This is a genomic window from Micromonospora sp. CA-240977, from assembly GCF_050942285.1.
Taxonomy (GTDB): domain Bacteria; phylum Actinomycetota; class Actinomycetes; order Mycobacteriales; family Micromonosporaceae; genus Micromonospora.
Genome location: NZ_CP192055.1, coordinates 4,614,644 through 4,633,010, shown reverse-complemented (window position 1 = coordinate 4,633,010; position 18,367 = coordinate 4,614,644). Strand labels below are relative to the sequence as shown.

The following is an 18,367-nucleotide window of genomic DNA, read 5'->3' as shown; positions in this document are numbered from 1 at the left end:
TCAGACCGCGCCGAGTTCGTTGTCGAGTACGTCGAACAGTTCGTCGTCACTGACCGGCTCCGGGTCGCCGGTCTCCGTGTCGCCCGGCTCGTCGCCGGCGTTGCCCCACTTCCACAGCAGGGCGCGCAGCCGCGGGCCGACAGTGGTGCGGGCCTGGTCATCCCAGTTCAGGCCGGTCAGCGCGGCGTCGATCTCGTCCAACCCGGACAGCACCAGCGAGGCCGGGTCGGGCAGGTCCGGCAGCAGCACACCGCGCAGCCGGTCCGCCAGTTCGACGGCGGTGGGATGGTCGAAGACGAGCGTGGCCGGCAGCGTGAGCCCGGTGGCCGCGGCCAGCCGGTTGCGCAGCTCGACCGCGGTGAGGGAGTCGAAGCCCAGATCTCGGAACGCCCGGTCCGGTGTCACCCTTTCGGGTTCGGCGTGCCCGAGGACGGTGGCCACGTGCATCCGCACCAGGTCGAGCAGGAACGTGCGCTGCCCGTCCGGGTCGAGCCCGCCCAACCGGGTACGCAGCGTCGAGGCGCCGCCGGCCGTCGTCTCGCCGGCGGCCCGGCGGGGAGCGGCGCCGGTGAGGGCCCGCAGCAACGGCGGCACCGGAACGTCACCGTCGGGCTCCGTCGACGAGGGCAGCATCAGGTGGATCGGCACCACCGCCGGCCGGCCCAGCGCCACCGCCGCGTCGAAGAGGGCCAGGCCCTCGTCGGCGGTCAGCGGCCGCGTCCCACCGCGGCGCAGCCGCTCCCGGTCGGCGTCGCCCAGGTGTCCGGTCATGCCGCTCGTTTCGTCCCACAGCCCCCAGGCCAGGCTGCTGGCCGGGAGTCCGTGGCGACGGCGCATCCGGGCCAGGCCGTCCAGGTACGCGTTGGCCGCCGCGTAGTTGCCCTGGCCCGGGGTGCCGAACGTGCCGGCCGCCGAGGAGGCGAGCACGAACCAGGCCAGGTCCTGACCGGCGGTGAGCTCGTGCAGGTGCCAGGAGGCGTCCGCCTTGGGCCGCAGCACGGCGGCCAGCTTCTCGTCGGTCAGGGCGGGCACCATGGCGTCGTCCAGCACGCCGGCGTTGTGCAGCACCGCGGTCAGCGGGTGGGCGGCCGGGACGGCGGCGAGCACCGCCGCCAGCGCTTCCCGGTCGGCGGTGTCACAGGCCGCGAAGGTGGCTTCGGCGCCCAGTTCGGCGAGGTCGGCGCGCAGCTTCTCGGTGCCCTCCGCATCGGCCCCACGCCTGCTGACCAGCAGCAGGTGGCGGACACCGTGCTCGGCCGCGAGGTGGCGGGCCAGTCGACCGCCCAGCATGCCGTTGGCGCCGGTGACCAGGACCGTGCCCGCCGGGTCGAGCGGCGTCGGCACGGTGAGCACCACCTTGCCGACGTGCCGCGCCTGGCTGAGATAGCGGATCGCCTCGGGGGCGCGGCGCACGTCGAACGCGGTCACCGGCAGCGGCCGCAGGTCGCCCGCGTCGCACCGTTCGCGCAACTCGACGAGCATCTCCTGGATCCGGTCGGGCCCGGCATCGAGCAGGTCGAAGACCCGGTAGCCGACGCCCGGCCGTTGCGCGGCGACCTCATCCGCGTCCCGGATGTCGGTCTTTCCCATCTCCAGGAAGCGGCCGCCGGGGCCGAGCAGGTCGAGAGAGGCGTCTACGTACTCGCGGGCCAGCGAGTTGAGCACCACGTCGATCCGCGCGTCGCCCAGCCGGCCGGCCAGTTCGCTGGCGAAGCCCAGGTCACGTGACGAGGCGATGTGCGCGTCGTCGAAGCCCTGGGCGCGCAGCACCGGCCACTTCGGCGGGCTGGCCGTGGCGTACACCTCGGCGCCCATGCTCCGGGCCAGTTGCACAGCGGCCATGCCGACGCCACCGGTGGCGGCGTGCACCAGGATCCGTTCGCCGGCTTTCAGGCCGGCCAGGTCGACAAGGCCGTAGAACGCGGTCATGAAGACCACCGGCAGGCCGGCCGCCTCGGCGAACGACCACCCGGCGGGTACCCGGGTCAGCAGCCGGGCGTCGGTCACCGACACCGGACCCACACCGCCGGAGAGCAGGCCCATCACTCGGTCGCCGGGCGCCACCGTTGTGACGTCCGGGGCGACCTCCAGCACCACGCCGGCGGCCTCGCCGCCGGCCGGTCGCGCATCATCCGGCACCATGCCGAGCGCCAGCAGGACGTCCCGGAAGTTGAGCCCGGCCGCCCGGACGGCGATCCGCACCTGGCCGGCGGTGAGCGGAACGTCGGCGTTGTCGTTCGGCTCCAGGGCCAGGTCGTCGACGCCGCCTCGGCCGGTGAGCCGCAGCGCCCAGGATCCGGGCCCGGACGGGAGCTCCAGCGGCCCGGCGCCGGTGACGCGGACGAGCCGGGCGGCCGTCGCGACTCCGTCGCGGACGGCGAGCTGTGGTTCCGCGCCGCCGGCGAGTTGCGGCACCTGGGCGTACGAGGCCGGCAGCGCGTCGGTGTCGACAAGGACGAACCGGTCCGGGTTCTCCGACTGCGCCGAGCGCACCAGACCCCACACCGCGCTGTGCGCCAGATCGGTGGGGGACTCGGCGGGCCCGGCGGCGACCGCCCCGCGGGTCAGCACCACCAGCCGGCCGTTGCCCCGCAGCGTCTCCTGAAGCACCGACAGCACCTCGGCGAGCACGTCGAGCACCGCCTGCGGCCCGTTGTCGGGCGCCGTCGGGCACGGGTAGAACCTGACGTCCGCGTCGTCCGGTCCGGTGAGTTCCACACCGGTGTCGGCGAGCGCCGCGGACAGGCCGGCGTCCGTACCGAGCAGTGCCCACCGCCCGGTCGGGGCCTCCTGCGGCGCGGCGGCCACCCAGTCGAGCTCGTACAGCGACTCCGGCACCCGGCGGGCGCCCACGTCGTGTGTCGGCGCCACTCGGGCGGCCAGTGACTCCACTGTCAGCACCGGCTGGCCGGCCGGGTCGGTCGCGTGGATCGCCACCGTCTCGCCGGTCCGCCGTAGGTGCACGCGGAGCACTGTGGCCCCGGTGGCGTGCAGGGTGACGCCGCCGAACGCGAACGGCAGGCGAACCTCGTCGCCGGCGGCGGCCAGCGGGTGCAGCGCGGCGTCGAGCAGCGCCGGGTGCAGCATGAACCGGGCCGCGTCGGCGTGCTGCTCGGCGGGGAGGGCGACCTCGGCGTACAGATCCTCCCCCTGCCGCCAGGCGGCGCGGAGGCCGCGGAAGGCGGGCCCGTAGTCCAGCCCGAGTCCGTGCAGCCGGTCGTAGTCCACGTCGAGCGGCTCGGCTCCGGCCGGTGGCCAGGCCGCGGCGGGTGGGGCGGGCTCGGGCCCGCCGGCGGTCAGGGTGGCGGTGGCGTGGGTGGTCCACGGCCCGGCCGCGTCGTCGACCGGCTGGCTGTACACGGTGAGGGTGCGCCGGTCCGGGCCGTCACTGTCGAGCACGGCGTGCAACCGGGCCGGCTCGGCCAGGAGCAGCGGAGCCTGCAGGGTCAGTTCGGAAAGCTGCGGGAATCCCGCGGCGAGCCCAATGTGGAGGGCGAGGTCGAGGTACGCGGTGGCGGGCAGCAGCGCGGTGCCGCGCAGGGCGTGGTCGCGGATCCACTGCTGCGTCTGCGTGCTGATGGTCGAGGCGTAGAGGGTCGCCTCCTGGTGAGGCAGCCGCGTCGTGGTGGCGAGGAGTGGGTGGGTGGTGGGGTTGAGGCCGAGGGTGTGGGGGTTGGTGTGGGTGTCCGGTGGTGCGGTGAGCCAGTGGCGGGTGCGGGTGTAGGCGGTGGTGGGGAGGTTGGGGAGGTGGTTGCCGGGTGTGGTGTGGGTGTGGGGGGTGCCGGTGGTGTGGAGGGTGGCGAGGTTGGTGAGGAAGGTGGTGGTGGAGGGTTCGTTGCGTCGCAGGGTCCCGGTGACGGTGACCGGGGCGGTGTTGGTGAGGGTGGTGAGGGTGGTGGTGATGTGGGGGGTGAGGACGGGGTGGGGGCTGATTTCGAGGAAGGTGCGGTAGCCGTGTTGGTGGAGTTTTTCGATGGTGGGTTGGAGTTGGACGGGGTTGCGGAGGTTGTCGTGCCAGTAGTCGGTGGTGAGGTCGTCGGGGTGCAGGGGGTTGGTGGTGACGGTGGAGTAGTGGGGGATGTGGTTGGGGTGGGTGGTGATGGTGCCCAGGAGGGTGGTGAGGGTGGGTTTGAGGGCGTCGATGTGGGGTGGGTGGTGGCTGGCGTAGGTGACGGGCAGGGTGGTGGCGCGGGTGGTGGTGTTCTGGTAGGTCGCGGCGAGGGCGGCGATGGCCTCGGGGGTGCCGGCGACGACGGTGCTGGTGGGGCTGTTGATGGCGGCGATGGATAGTTGCTCGCCGAAGGGTGCGATGGCGGTGCGGACCTCGTCGTGGGGGGCGGCGATGGTGAGCATGGCGCCGGTGCCGTCGAGGGTTTCGATGGTGTGGCTGCGGATGGCGATGAGGCGGGCGGCGTCGGTGAGGGTGAGGGTCCCGGCGATGTGGGCGGCGGCGATTTCGCCTTGGCTGTGACCGATGACGGCGTCGGGGGTGACGCCGTGGTGTTGCCACAGTTTCGCCAGGGCGGTCATCACGGCGAAGAGGGTGGGTTGGATGGTGGGCGTGTCGGTGGGGATCGGGTCGGCGGTGAGGACGTCGATGAGGTCGAAGCTGATGTGGGGGGTGAGGGCGCGGTGGGCTTCGTCGAGGTGGTGAGCGAAGACCGGGTCGTTGCGGTAGAGGTCGAGGGCCATGTGTGTCCACTGGCTTCCCTGACCGGGGAACACGAACACGGTTTTCCCGGTGTGCGCGGTGCCGGTGACGAGGTGCGGGTGGGGTTGGTCCTGGCGCAGAGCCAGCAGCGCGTCGGGGTGCGTGACCGCGGCCCGGTGGGCGTGGTGGACCCGACGCTCAAGGGTGTGCGCGATGTCGGCGGCCGGGGTGTCAGGGTGGGCGCTCAGGTAGTCGCTCAGGTTCGCGGCGTAGGCCCGTAGGGCGTCAGGGGTGTGCGCGGACAGCAACCACACCACCGGCCCACCAACCGCACCATCAGGCGCGGCGTCAGCAGAAGCAGAAGCGGGGTCGGCAGGGCCGGGGTCGGCCGGCACGGGGTCGGCAGGGGTGGGGGGTTCTTGGAGGATGAGGTGGGCGTTGGTGCCGCTGATCCCGAAGGAGGAGATCGCGGCGCGGCGGGGGTGCTCACGGGTGGGCCAGGCCTGCGCGGTGGCGAGGAGTTCGACGTTGCCGCTGGTCCAGTCGATGTGTGGGCTGGGGGTGTCGGCGTGCAGGGTTCGCGGGAGGGTGTCGTGGCGCAGGGCTTCGACCATTTTGATGACGCCGGCGACTCCGGCGGCGGCCTGGGTGTGCCCGATGTTCGACTTGATCGACCCGAGGTAGACGGGCCGGTCGCGTTGGCCGTAGGTGTTGAGGATGGCGCCGGCCTCGATCGGGTCACCCAGGGTGGTGCCGGTGCCGTGGGCCTCGATGGCGTCGACGTCACCGATGCTCAGGCCGGCGTTGGCCAGTGCCTGGTGGATGACCCGTTCCTGAGAGGGCCCGTTCGGGGCGGTGAGACCGTTGCTGGCACCGTCCTGGTTCACCGCGGTGCCCCGGATGACAGCGTGGATGGGATGACCGTTGCGTTGCGCGTCGGACAGCTTCTCCAGAACGAGCAGGCCCACGCCCTCGCCCCACCCGGTGCCGTCGGCGTCGGCGGAGAACGCCCGACACCGCCCGTCGGCGGAGATCGCGCGTTGACGACTGAACTCGATGAACAGACCGGGACTGGACATGATCGCGACGCCACCGGCGAGGGCGAGGGTGCACTCACCCTGACGCAACGCCTGCCCCGCCAGGTGGATCGCGACAAGCGACGACGAACACGCCGTGTCCACAGTGATCGCCGGCCCCTCAAAACCGAACGTGTAGGCGACCCGGCCGGTAGCGACGCTGCCCGCGCTGCCGTTGCCGATGTGCCCGTCGTAGCTCTGCGGCAGGTGCTGCAACCGACCGCCGTAGTCGTGGTACATCAGTCCGGCGAAGACACCGACCGGGGAGCCGCGCAGGCCGGTCATGTCCAACCCGGCGCGCTCGATGGCCTCCCACGTGGTTTCCAGCAGCAGCCGCTGCTGCGGGTCGATGGTCACCGCCTCGCGGGGGCTGATCCCGAAGAACTCCGGGTCGAACAGGTCGGCGTCGTGCAGGAAACCACCGTGGCGGGTGTAGCTCGTGCCGGTGTGGTCCGGGTCCGGGTGGTACAGGCCGTCGATGTCCCAGTCCCGGTTGTCCGGGAACTCCGAGATCGCGTCGACCCCGCCCGCCACCAACTCCCACAGCTTCTCCGGGGTGTCGACACCACCGGGGTAACGGCAGGCCATGCCGATGATGGCGATCGGCTCGTCGGTGGTGATGGCGGCGGTGGCGGTCGGTGTCGGTTTGCGGGTGGCGTGCTCGGGGTCGAGTTGGTCGTGGAGGTGGGTGACGAGGGCCGCGGGGGTGGGGTGGTCGAAGATCAGCGTCGCCGGCAGCCGCAGGCCGGTCGCCGTCGCCAGCCGGTTGCGCAACTCGACGGCGGTCAGCGAGTCGAACCCCAGCTCCTTGAACGCCCGCGTCGGGTCCACACCGTCCACCGAGGCATGTCCGAGCACCTGGGCGATCTGGCCGCGTACCACCTCGTCCAGGACCGCCCGCCGCTCTGCCGGGCCCTGGCCGGCCAGCCGTGCCGGCAGGTCGCCGCCGGCCGTCGTGGCGCGTCGTGGTGTGCGGACGAGGTTGCGGAGGAGGGTGGGCAGGGTTCCGGTGGTGGCTTGTTCGCGCAGGGTGGCGGGGTCGAGGGTGACCGCGACGGTGGTGGGTTGGTCGCTGCTGATGGCGGCGTCGAAGAGGGCGAGGGCGTCGTCGGTGGTCATGGGGGTGAGGCCGGTGCGGTGTAGGCGTTGGCGGTCGGTGGTGGTGAGGTGTTGGGTCATTCCGCTGGTGTTGGCCCAGAGGCCCCAGGCGATGCTGGTGGTGGGTTTGCCGTTGTGGTGGCGGCGGTGGGCGAGGGCGTCGAGGTAGGCGTTGGCGGCGGCGTAGTTGCCTTGGCCGGGGTTGCCGAGGGTGCCGGCGAGGGAGGAGAAGTAGATGAGGTGGGCGTTGGTGTGTTCCAGGAGGGTGGCGGTGTGGGCTTTGGGTTGCCAGACGGTGTGCAGTTGGTCGGGGGTGAGGTTGGTGATGGTGGCGTCGTCGAGGGTCGCGGCGGTGTGGATGATCGCGGTCAGTGGTGGGGTGATGGTGTTCAGGAGGGTGTTGAGGGCGGTGGCGTCGGTGGTGTCGCAGGCGACGATGGTGGCGATGTCGGTGAGGTGGTGGGCGTCGGGTGCGTTCGGGCCGCGGCGGCTGGCCAGGACGAGGTGCTGGTAGCCGCGGTGGTGTAGGTGGCGGGCGATGAGGGCGCCGAGGGTGCCGGTGCCGCCGGTGATGAGGATGCTGCCGTCGGGGTCCAGGGGCAGCTGGTGGGGGGTGGGTGTGGGGGTGGGGGTGAGTCGGGGGGCGTAGTGCTGCCCGTCGCGGGTGGCTATCTGGGGTTCGGTGGCCGGTGGCGGGTTGGCGGGGTCGTGGTTGTCGACGATCGTGAGCCGGTCGGGGTGCTCGAGTTGGGCGGTACGCAGCAGACCCCAGATCGCGGCCTGGTCAGGGTCGATCGGATCGGTGACGGCGTTGCGGGTGTGCGCCAGCAACGGCTGGTCACCGGCGAGCGCCTCCTGCAGACGCGGCAGCGCGGTGTGCACGGTGTCACCACTCAGATCCAGCAGCAACGGCTCCCCGACCGCCGCCGCACCCACCACCCGCTCCCAGACGACCCGGTACAGGGTCTGCGGGCGACGACCGCCGGCCAGGTGCGCCAGGTCCGCGGCACGCACGTCGAGGGCCTCGACGGTCAGCACCGGCGCGCCGGTCGGATCGGTGGCGGTCAACGACAGGCTGTCCGTCCCGGCCGGTCGTACGGTGACCCGCAGGGCGGTGGCCTCGACGGCGTGCACCGTGACGCCCCGCCAGGCGAAGGGCAGCCGCAGGCCGGTACCGGCGGCGGCGAGCGGGTGAAGGGCGGCGTCGAGCAGGGCCGGGTGCACCGCGAAGGTGTCCTGCCCGACCTCCGGCCGCACCGCGACCTCGGCGTGGATCGTGTCGCCGTCCCGCCACGCGGCGCGTACCGCCTGGAAGGTCGGGCCGTAGTCGAGACCCAACTCCTCCAGCCGGTCGTAGAGCCCGGCCACGTCGATCGGCTCGGCCCCGGCGGGCGGCCACGCCGTGGCCGATTCGCCGGTCGGCGCGGTCCGCTGCTCGTCCGTGCCGATCCGGCCCGTGCAGTGCCGGGTCCAGTCGCCGTCCGGGTCCTCCGCCGGACGCGAGAAGATCTCCACCGTCGGGCCGTCCTCGTCCCGCACGCTGACCTGCAGGTCGATCGGCGCGTCCGGGTCGAGCACGACGGGCGCCTCAAGGGTGAGCTCGTCCACGCGCGACCAACCGTGCCGGCTCGCCGCGAACAGCGCGAGGTCGAGCAGCGCGGTGCCGGGCAGCAGCACGGTGCCCTGCACGGCGTGGTCGGCCAACCACGGATGACTCGTCGGGGAGAACCGGCCCGTCAGCAGGCTGCCACCGCCGGCCGCCAGGTCCACGCCGGCCCCGAGCAGCGGGTGCCGCGCCGGGTGCTGACCCAGCCCGGCCGGGTCGCCGCCGGCCGGGGAAGGCTCGATCCAGAAGCGCCGGCGGTGGAACGGGTACGTCGGCAGCGGCACCACCGGCGCCTCGTCCCAGCCCACGACCGCGTTCCAGTCGACGGTCAGCCCGTGCACGTACGCCTCGGCAAGCGTGCCGATCAACCCGGCCGCGCCCTCCCGGTCCTTGCGCATCGTGGCCAGGACCGTGCTGCGCTCGGCGGCTGGCGCGTCCGCGTCGGTCGCGAAGAGGGTGTCGTGCACCATGGCGGCGAGCACCGGCGCCGGCCCGAGTTCGAGGTAGTGGATCACCCCTTCCCGGTGCAGCAGAGCAACCGCGTCGGCGAAGCGCACCGCGTGGCGCACCTGGTCGGCCCAGTAGTCTGCGGAGCACAGCTGTTCGGCGGTGGCGAGCTCGCCGGTCAGGTTGGACACGATCGGGATGGTCGGCGGCCGGAAGTCCAGCCCCGCTGCCACCAGGCGGAAGTCGTCGAGCATGCCGTCCATGTGCGGCGAGTGGAACGCGTGACTGACGGTGAGTCGTCGGGTCTTGATGCCGCGCTCGGTGAAGACGGCGCCCAACTCCACGACCGCGGCCGTGTCCCCGGAGATCACCGTCGCCGTCGGCCCGTTCACGGCCGCGACAGTCACCCCCTGGTGGTGGCCGTTGATCGCGGCGCGGACGGTCTCCTCACCGGCCTGGATGGCGACCATCGCTCCGTCGTCCCGCATCGCCTGCATCAGCCGGCCGCGCGCGGCGACCAGCGTCGCGGCGTCGGCGAGCGACAGCACCCCGGCCACGTGCGCGGCCGCGAGCTCGCCGATCGAGTGGCCGACCAGGTAGTCCGGGCGTACCCCGAATCCGCGCAGCGTGCGGAACAGCGCCACCTCCAGCGCGAACAGTGCCGGCTGGGCATATTCGGTGCGGTGCAGTGGGCTGTTGGCGCCACCGTCGGCGAACATCAGTTCCCGCAACGGCTGGTCGAGGTGTGGATCCAGGGCCGCGCAGATCTCGTCGACCGCGGCGGCGAATGAGGGCACCTCGCGGTAGAGCGTCGCGCCCATGCCGGGTCGCTGACTGCCCTGGCCGGTGAAGAGGAAGGCGGTCGCGCCCGCCGAGGCGGTGCCGCGGACGGCGGCCGGATGCCGGTCTCCGGTCGCCAGCGCGGCCAGCGCGGCGGCGGTGGTCGCGCCGTCGGTGGCCAGGATCGCGGCGCGCCGGCCGAGTTCGCGGCGGGTGGTGGCCAGGCTGTGCCCGACCGCGAGTCGGTCCAGATCGGGATCGTTGGCCAGGTGGTCGCGCAGGCGCAGTGCCGAGCGGCGCAGTGACTCCTCGTCGTGCGCGCAGAGCAGGTAGGGCACCGCTGCCGGCGCCTGGCGGGTGCCGGTCGGGGCGGTGTCGACCGGCGGCGCCTCCTCCAGGATGACGTGCGCGTTGGTGCCGCTGATGCCGAACGAGGACACCGCGGCCCGCCGCGGCCGGTCTTGCCGGGGCCAGTCGACCGGGTCGGTGAGCAGGCTCAGCGCGCCACCGTCCCAGTCCACGTGCTGGGAGGGTCGGTCGACGTGCAGGGTGCGCGGAAGCCGGTCGTGCCGCATCGCCATGATCATCTTGATCACGCCGGCGACGCCGGCCGCCGCCTGGGTGTGACCCAGGTTCGACTTGATCGAGCCGAGGTGCAGCGGGCGTCGCGGATCGCGGCCGGCGCCGTACGTGGCCAGCAACGCGCCGGCCTCGATCGGGTCGCCCAGCGTGGTGCCGGTGCCGTGCGCCTCCACCGCGTCCACATCGGCCGGCTCCAACCCGGCGCCGGCCAGCGCCTGCCGGATGACCCGCTGCTGGGCCGGCCCGTTCGGCGCGGTGAGCTGGCTGGTGGTGCCGTCCTGGTTGACCGCGCTGCCACGGATCACGCCGAGGATCGGGTGGCCCAGGCGCTGCGCGTCGGAGAGCCGTTCCAGCAGCAGCAGGCCCGCGCCCTCGCTCCAACCCGTGCCGTCGGCGGCGTCGGCGAACGGCTTGCAGCGGCCGTCCGGCGCCAGACCGCGCTGGCGGCTGAACTCGACGAAGCTGTTCGGACTGGCCATCACCGTGACGCCACCGGCCAGCGCCAGCGTGCAGTCGCCCTGCCGTAGCGCCTGCGCGGCAAGGTGCAGAGTGACAAGCGATGACGAGCAGGCCGTGTCGACGGTGACCGCCGGCCCCTCGAAGCCGAAGTGGTACGCCACCCGGCCGGACGCGACGCTGCCGGCGCTGCCGCTGGCCAGGTAACCCTCGAGGTCCTCGGGCGGCTGGTGCAGCAGCCGGCCGGCATAGTCGTTGTACATGACGCCCGCGTACACGCCGGTGCGGCTGCCGCGCAGCGCGTCCGGGCCGATGCCGGCTCGCTCGACCGCCTCCCAGGCCAGCTCGAGCAGGATGCGCTGCTGCGGATCGATGGTGAGCGCCTCGCGCGGGCTGATGCCGAACACGTCCGGGTCGAACTCGTCGGCGTCGTGCAGGAAGCCGCCGTGCCGGGTGTACGAGTGTCCGGCCGCGTCCGGGTCCGGGTCGTAGAGCCCGTCCAGATCCCACCCACGGTTCTCCGGGAACCCGGTGACCGCGTCGACGCCGTCGTCGACAAGTCGCCACAGATCCTCCGGGCCGGCCACCCCGCCCGGATAGCGGCACGCCATGGCCACCACGGCGATCGGCTCCCCGGCGGCCGACTCCACCTCCCGCAGCCGCTCACGGGTCTGGTGCAGATCGGCGGTGACCCGCTTGAGATAGTCCCGGAGCTTGTCCTCGTTCGCCATTGCTGCGTTCTTCCTTCCGGTGAGGCCGCCCGTGGTCATCAGCGGGTCCCGAGTTCGCTGTCGATGAAGTCGAAGAGGTCGTCGTCAGTGGCGGACGTGAGCCGTTCCGCGACGCCGTCATCCGGCGTGCCTTCCAGCTCGGTGAGCAGCTCACGCAGTCGCCGCGACACGGCCAGCCGGCCGGCCTGGTCTCCGTTGAGTGCGGCCAGGCTGGCCGCCACCTGGTCGATGTCGCCGAGCACACGGTCGGCGGGCGCCGGCAGAGCCGGGCTGAGCTCGGCAAGCAGGTGTGTGGTCAGCCCGCGAACCGTCGGATGATCGAAGATCACCGTGGCCGGCAGTCGCAGGCCGGTCGCCGAGCCGAGCCGGTTGCGCAACTCCAGCGCGGTGAGCGAGTCGAGGCCCAGATCCAGGAAGCCGCGGTCAAGGTGCACCTCGCGGCTCGACTCGTGTCCGAGCACCCCGGCCACGTGCTCACGGACGAGGTGGAGCAGCGCCTCCTCGCGCTGTTCGCCGTCGAGTTGGCCGAGCCGGAGCGTGACGTCCGGGTCGACCCGTCGTGGTGTGCGGACGAGGTTGCGGAGGAGGGTGGGCAGGGTTCCGGTGGTGGCTTGTTCGCGCAGGGTGGCGGGGTCGAGGGTGACCGCGACGGTGGTGGGTTGGTCGCTGCTGATGGCGGCGTCGAACAGGGCGAGGGCGTCGTCGGTGGTCATGGGGGTGAGGCCGGTGCGGTGTAGGCGTTGGCGGTCGGTGGTGGTGAGGTGTTGGGTCATTCCGCTGGTGTTGGCCCAGAGGCCCCAGGCGATGCTGGTGGTGGGTTTGCCGTTGTGGTGGCGGCGGTGGGCGAGGGCGTCGAGGTAGGCGTTGGCGGCGGCGTAGTTGCCTTGGCCGGGGTTGCCGAGGGTGCCGGCGAGGGAGGAGAAGTAGATGAGGTGGGCGTTGGTGTGTTCCAGGAGGGTGGCGGTGTGGGCTTTGGGTTGCCAGACGGTGTGCAGTTGTTGCGGGGTGAGGTTGGTGATGGTGGCGTCGTCGAGGGTCGCGGCGGTGTGGATGATCGCGGTCAGTGGTGGGGTGATGGTGTTCAGGAGGGTGTTGAGGGCGGTGGCGTCGGTGGTGTCGCAGGCGACGATGGTGGCGATGTCGGTGAGGTGGTGGGCGTCGGGTGCGTTCGGGCCGCGGCGGCTGGCCAGGACGAGGTGCTGGTAGCCGCGGTGGTGTAGGTGGCGGGCGATGAGGGCGCCGAGGGTGCCGGTGCCGCCGGTGATGAGGATGCTGCCGTCGGGGTCCAGGGGCAGCTGGTGGGGGGTGGGTGTGGGTGTGGGGGTGAGTCGGGGGGCGTAGTGCTGCCCGTCGCGGGTGGCTACCTGGGGTTCGGTGGCCGGTGGCGGGTTGGCGGGGTCGTGGTTGTCGACGATCGTGAGCCGGTCGGGGTGCTCGAGTTGGGCGGTACGCAGCAGACCCCAGATCGCGGCCTGGTCAGGGTCGATCGGATCGGTGACGGCGTTACGGGTGTGCGCCAGCAACGGCTGGTCACCGGCGAGCGCCTCCTGTAGGCGCGGCAGCGCGGTGTGCACGGTGTCACCACTCAGATCCAGCAGCAACGGCTCCCCGACCGCCGCCGCACCCACCACCCGCTCCCACACGACCCGGTAGAGCACCGGGGACACCCCGGTGAACGGTCGTGTGATCAGCCCGGTCACCGAGATCACCGGAGCGCCGTCGGCGTCGGTGGCCACCAGCGAAACGCCGTCCTCGTTCTCCACGAAACGGGTACGCAAGGTGGTGGCCCCCGCGCGGTGTAGCCGCACGCCCGTCCAGGTGAACGGCAGCCGCAGCTCATCTCCGGCCGCGACCAACGGATGCAGCGCCGCGTCCAGCAGCGCCGGATGCACACCGAAGCTCTGGGCCGCGCCGGCCTCCTCGGGCAGCACCGCCTCGCTCGCCGGGCCGTGCTCGGTCTGCCAGGCGGCGACCAGCCCATGGAACGCGGGCCCGTAGTCCACCCCCAGCGCGGCGACCCGATCGGGCAGGTCCGCCACGTCGACGGCGGGGCCGCTCGGAGGCCAGGGCAGCCCGGCCGGGGGCCCGCCGGCCGGCTCCGGTCCGATCGTGCCCTCGGCATGCCGGGTCCAGTCGGCGTCCGGGCCGAAGCGGGCGTGAATGCCGATCCGGCCTCGTCCGCCCTCGATCGGGGCGACCGCGACCTGGACCTCCACGGCCCCGTTCCGTTCGATCACCAGCGGCGTGGCCAGGACCAGCTCCTCCAGGTAGGGGAAACCGGCCCGACCGGCCGCGTGCAGCGCCATGTCCAGTAGCGCGGTGCCGGGAACCACGATGCTGCCGCGCACGGAGTGGTCGGCCAGCCACGGATGGGTCGCCACCGAGAGTCGGCCGGTGAACACCAGGCCGCCGTCGCCGGCGAGGTGGACGGCCGCGCCGAGCATCGGGTGCGCGCCGGCCTCCAGACCCAGCCCGGTCGGGTCACCGGCGCCGGGTGGCGCGTCCAGCCAGAGACGGCGACGCCGGAACGCGTACGGCGGCAACGACACCGGACGCCCGCCGCCGCCGGTCCACACGGCAGGGTCGACCGTCGCGCCGCGGGTGTGCGCGGTGGCCAGTGCCGTCAGCAGCGACACCTCCTCCGGCCGGTCGCGGCGCAGCACCGGCACCGCGGTGGCGTCGCCGAGCATGTCGGCGGCCATTGTGGCGAGCACCGCGTCCGGACCGACCTCGACGAACAGGCGTACACCCGCGTCACTCAGGCGGTCGACGGCCGCGGCGAACCGGACCGTCTCCCGGGCGTGCCGCACCCAGTGGTCCGGCGACGACAGCTCGTCGAGGCCAACGAGCTCACCGGTCAGCGTGGACACGATGGGCACTGTGGGCGCCGCGAAGTGCAGTCCGGCGATCTCACGCCGGAAGTCGTCGAGCATCGGCTCCATCCGCGGCGAGTGGAAGGCGTGGCTGACGGTGAGCCGCTGGGTGCGGTGACCCGCCGCGCGCAGCTCGCCGGCGACGGCGAGCACGACGTCCTCGTCACCGGACAGCACCACCGAGGCCGGACCGTTCACTGCCGCGATGCCGGCCTCGGCCTCCCGGCCGGCGAGCAGGGGGAGCACCTCGTCCTCGGTGGCGCCGACGGCGACCATCGCGCCGCCGGTCGGCAGCGCCCGCATCAGCCGACCCCGGGCCGCGACCAGCGTGGCGGCGTCGTCGAGCGAGAGCACCCCGGCCACGTGTGCCGCCGTGATCTCACCGATCGAGTGCCCGGCCAGGTGGCTCGGGCGCAGACCGTGGTGGGTCAGCAGCCGGTACAGCGCCACCTCGACCGCGAACAGCGCCGGCTGGGTGTAGTCGGTTCGGTGCAGGTCCTCGCCGTCGGCCTCAAGGATCACCTCGCGCAGCGGCCGTTCCAGCCGGCCGTCGAACGCGGCACACACCTCCTCGAACGCGGCCGCGAAGACGGGTTCGGTCGTCAGCAGGCCGGCGCCCATCCCCGACCGCTGGCTGCCCTGCCCGGTGAAGAGGAAGGCCAGGCCGTCGCCGTCCGCCACGGCGCCGCGGACGACCGCGGGGTCGTCCGTGCCATCGGCGAGCGCCCGAACCGCGGCGATCAGCTCGTCCCGGCTGCCGCCGAGCGCCACCGAGCGGTACGGGTGCTGCACCCGCCCGGCCAGCGTTGCGGCCACGTCCGCCGGTGCCGCGTCGCCGAGGTGCCGCAGCAGTTGTCCGGCCTGGTCGCGTAGGCCGTCCTCGGTGTGCGCGGACAGCAGCCAGCTGGTCGGACCGGTCGGTTCGGACGTCGCGGCGACGGGCGCGGGCCGCGGCGGCTCTTCGAGGATCAGGTGGGCGTTGGTGCCGCTGATGCCGAACGAGGAGACGGCGGCGCGGCGGGTCTGTTCCCCGGCGGGCCAGGGCTGCGCCGAGGCGAGCAGTTCCACCTTGCCGCTGGTCCAGTCCACGTGCGGACTGGGCTCGTCCGCGTGCAGGGTCCGCGGGAGCGACTCGTGGCGGAGGGCCTCGACCATCTTGATGACGCCGGCGACGCCGGCCGCGGCCTGCGCGTGGCCGATGTTGGATTTGATCGATCCCAGGAAGACCGGCCGGTCCCGATCGCCGTAGGTGCGCAGGATCGCCCCGGCCTCGATGGGGTCGCCCAGCGTGGTGCCGGTGCCGTGCGCCTCGATCGCGTCGACGTCACCGATCTCCAGGCCGGCGTTGGCCAGCGCCTGCCGGATGACCCGCTCCTGCGCCGGACCGTTGGGTGCGGTCAAGCCGTTGCTGGCACCGTCCTGATTGACAGCGGTGCCGCGAATGACGGCGTGGATGGGGTGTCCGTTGCGCTGGGCGTCGGAGAGCCGTTCGAGCAGCAGCAGCCCGACGCCTTCGGACCAGGCGGCGCCGTCGGCCTCGGCGGAGAAGGATTTGCAGCGCCCGTCCGGCGCCAACCCACGCTGTCGGCTGAACTCGATGTACATGTCCGGGGAGGCCATCACTGTGACCCCGCCGGCCAGTGCGAGACCGCACTCGCCCTGGCGCAGTGCCTGCCCGGCGAGGTGGATGGCCACCAGCGAGGACGAGCAGGCGGTGTCCACCGAGACGGCCGGTCCCTCGAAGCCGAACTGGTAGGAGATCCGCCCGGACGCGACGCTGCCTGTCGAACCGGTGGCGAGGTAACCCTCCAGGTCGGCAGGGGCGCCGCCGAGGCGGCTCGCGTAGTCGTGGTACATCACCCCGGCGAACACCCCGGTGTCGGTGCCGCGCAGCCGCTCGGCGTTCAACCCGGCGGTCTCGATCGCCTCCCACGCCGTCTCCAGCAGCAGCCGCTGCTGCGGATCGATGGCCATTGCCTCCCGCGGGCTGATCCCGAAGAAGGTGGGGTCGAAGCGGTCGGCGTCGTGCAGGAAGCCGCCGTGCCGGGTGTAGCTCGTGCCGGTGTGGTCCGGATCCGGGTGGTACAGCCGCTCCAGGTCCCAGCCCCGGTTGTCCGGGAACTCGGTGATCGCGTCGACCCCGTCCGCGACCAGCCGCCACAGCTCCTCCGGAGCGGACACCCCACCGGGGTAACGGCAGGCCATGCCGATGATGGCGATCGGCTCGTCGGTGGTGGTGGCGGCGGTGGCGGTCGGTGTCGGTTTGCGGGTGGCGTGCTCGGGGTCGAGTTGGTCGTGGAGGTGGGTGACGAGGGCGGCGGGGGTGGGGTGGTCGAAGATCAGCGTCGCCGGCAGCCGCAGGCCGGTCGCTGTCGCCAGTCGGTTGCGCAACTCGACGGCGGTCAGCGAGTCGAACCCGAGTTCCTTGAACGCCCGGTCCCGGTCGACCGTCGCGCCCGGTCCGTACCCGAGCACGACCGCCACTGTGGACCGCACGATCTGGTCGAGAGCCGGCACCCGGTCCTCCGCCGGCAGTCCGGCCGGCGCCGGAGCCGCCGCCGTCCGGCGCTTGGTGAGATGGCGCAGCAGCGGGTTGGCCGGGTCCAGGTTGGCCCGGTCCAGCACGGCGGCGACCCGGTTCGGAGCGCCCGACGCGACTGCGGCGTCGAAGAGGGCGAGGGCGTCGTCGGTGGTCATGGGGGTGAGGCCGGTGCGGTGTAGGCGTTGGCGGTCGGTGGTGGTGAGGTGTTGGGTCATTCCGCTGGTGTTGGCCCAGAGGCCCCAGGCGATGCTGGTGGTGGGTTTGCCGTTGTGGTGGCGGCGGTGGGCGAGGGCGTCGAGGTAGGCGTTGGCGGCGGCGTAGTTGCCTTGGCCGGGGTTGCCGAGGGTGCCGGCGAGGGAGGAGAAGTAGATGAGGTGGGCGTTGGTGTGTTCCAGGAGGGTGGCGGTGTGGGCTTTGGGTTGCCAGACGGTGTGCAGTTGTTGCGGGGTGAGGTTGGTGATGGTGGCGTCGTCGAGGGTCGCGGCGGTGTGGATGATCGCGGTCAGTGGTGGGGTGATGGTGTTCAGGAGGGTGTTGAGGGCGGTGGCGTCGGTGGTGTCGCAGGCGACGATGGTGGCGATGTCGGTGAGGTGGTGGGCGTCGGGTGCGTTCGGGCCGCGGCGGCTGGCCAGGACGAGGTGCTGGTAGCCGCGGTGGTGTAGGTGGCGGGCGATGAGGGCGCCGAGGGTGCCGGTGCCGCCGGTGATGAGGATGCTGCCGTCGGGGTCCAGGGGCAGCTGGTGGGGGGTGGGTGTGGGGGTGGGGGTGAGTCGGGGGGCGTAGTGCTGCCCGTCGCGGGTGGCTACCTGGGGTTCGGTGGCCGGTGGCGGGTTGGCGGGGTCGTGGTTGTCGACGATCGTGAGCCGGTCGGGATGTTCGAGTTGGGCGGTGCGCAGCAGACCCCAGATCGCGGCCTGGTCAGGGTCGATGGGGTCGGTGACGGCGTTGCGGGTGTGCGCCAGCAACGGCTGGTCACCGGTGAGCGCGTCCTGCAGACGCGGCAGCGCGGTGTGCACGGTGTCACCACTCAGATCCAGCAGCAGGTGTTTCCCGACCGCCGCCGCACCCACCACCCGCTCCCAGGTCAACTCGTAGAGGACCCGAGGCGCACCGCCGCCGAGGTTGGTGAGGTCGGCAGTGCGCAGCCGCAACTCGTCGACGGTGAGCACCGGCGCGCCGGCCGCATCCGCGGCGGTGAGCGTGATGCTGTCCGGCCCGGTGGCAGACAACGTGACCCGCAGGACCGTGGCGCCGACCGCGTGCAGGGTCACCCCCCGGAAGGAGAACGGCAGCAGTCCCGGCCCGAGCTCGCCGACTGCGCCGAGCGGCACCGGGTGCAGGGCCGCGTCGAGCAGGCTCGGGTGTAGGCCGAAGCCGTCCACGGCCCCGGCCTCCGCCGGCAGCGCCACCTCGGCGAAGACCTGCCCGTCGCGTCGCCACAGCGCCCGTAGCCCGCGGAAGGCCGGCCCGTAGTCGTAACCGGCGTCGGCCAGCCGGTCGTACGCGTCGTCGAGCGGCACGACGG

At 72.8% G+C, this 18,367-nt stretch carries 2 protein-coding genes; both read right to left on the bottom strand.

Annotated elements, in window-relative coordinates; genetic code table 11:
• Window positions 1–11,469: an SDR family NAD(P)-dependent oxidoreductase gene (locus tag ACQPWW_RS21170; RefSeq protein WP_433134468.1), complete on the bottom strand. Its 11,469-nt coding sequence runs from the start codon at window positions 11,467–11,469 to the stop codon at window positions 1–3.
• Window positions 11,466–18,362 carry an SDR family NAD(P)-dependent oxidoreductase gene (locus ACQPWW_RS21165; protein ID WP_433124947.1) on the bottom strand — a complete coding sequence of 2,299 codons (6,897 nt, stop codon included), beginning with the start codon at window positions 18,360–18,362 and terminating at the stop codon, window positions 11,466–11,468. The genes ACQPWW_RS21170 and ACQPWW_RS21165 overlap by 4 nt, the downstream gene beginning before the upstream one ends.
• Window positions 18,363–18,367: the final 5 nt, after the last annotated feature.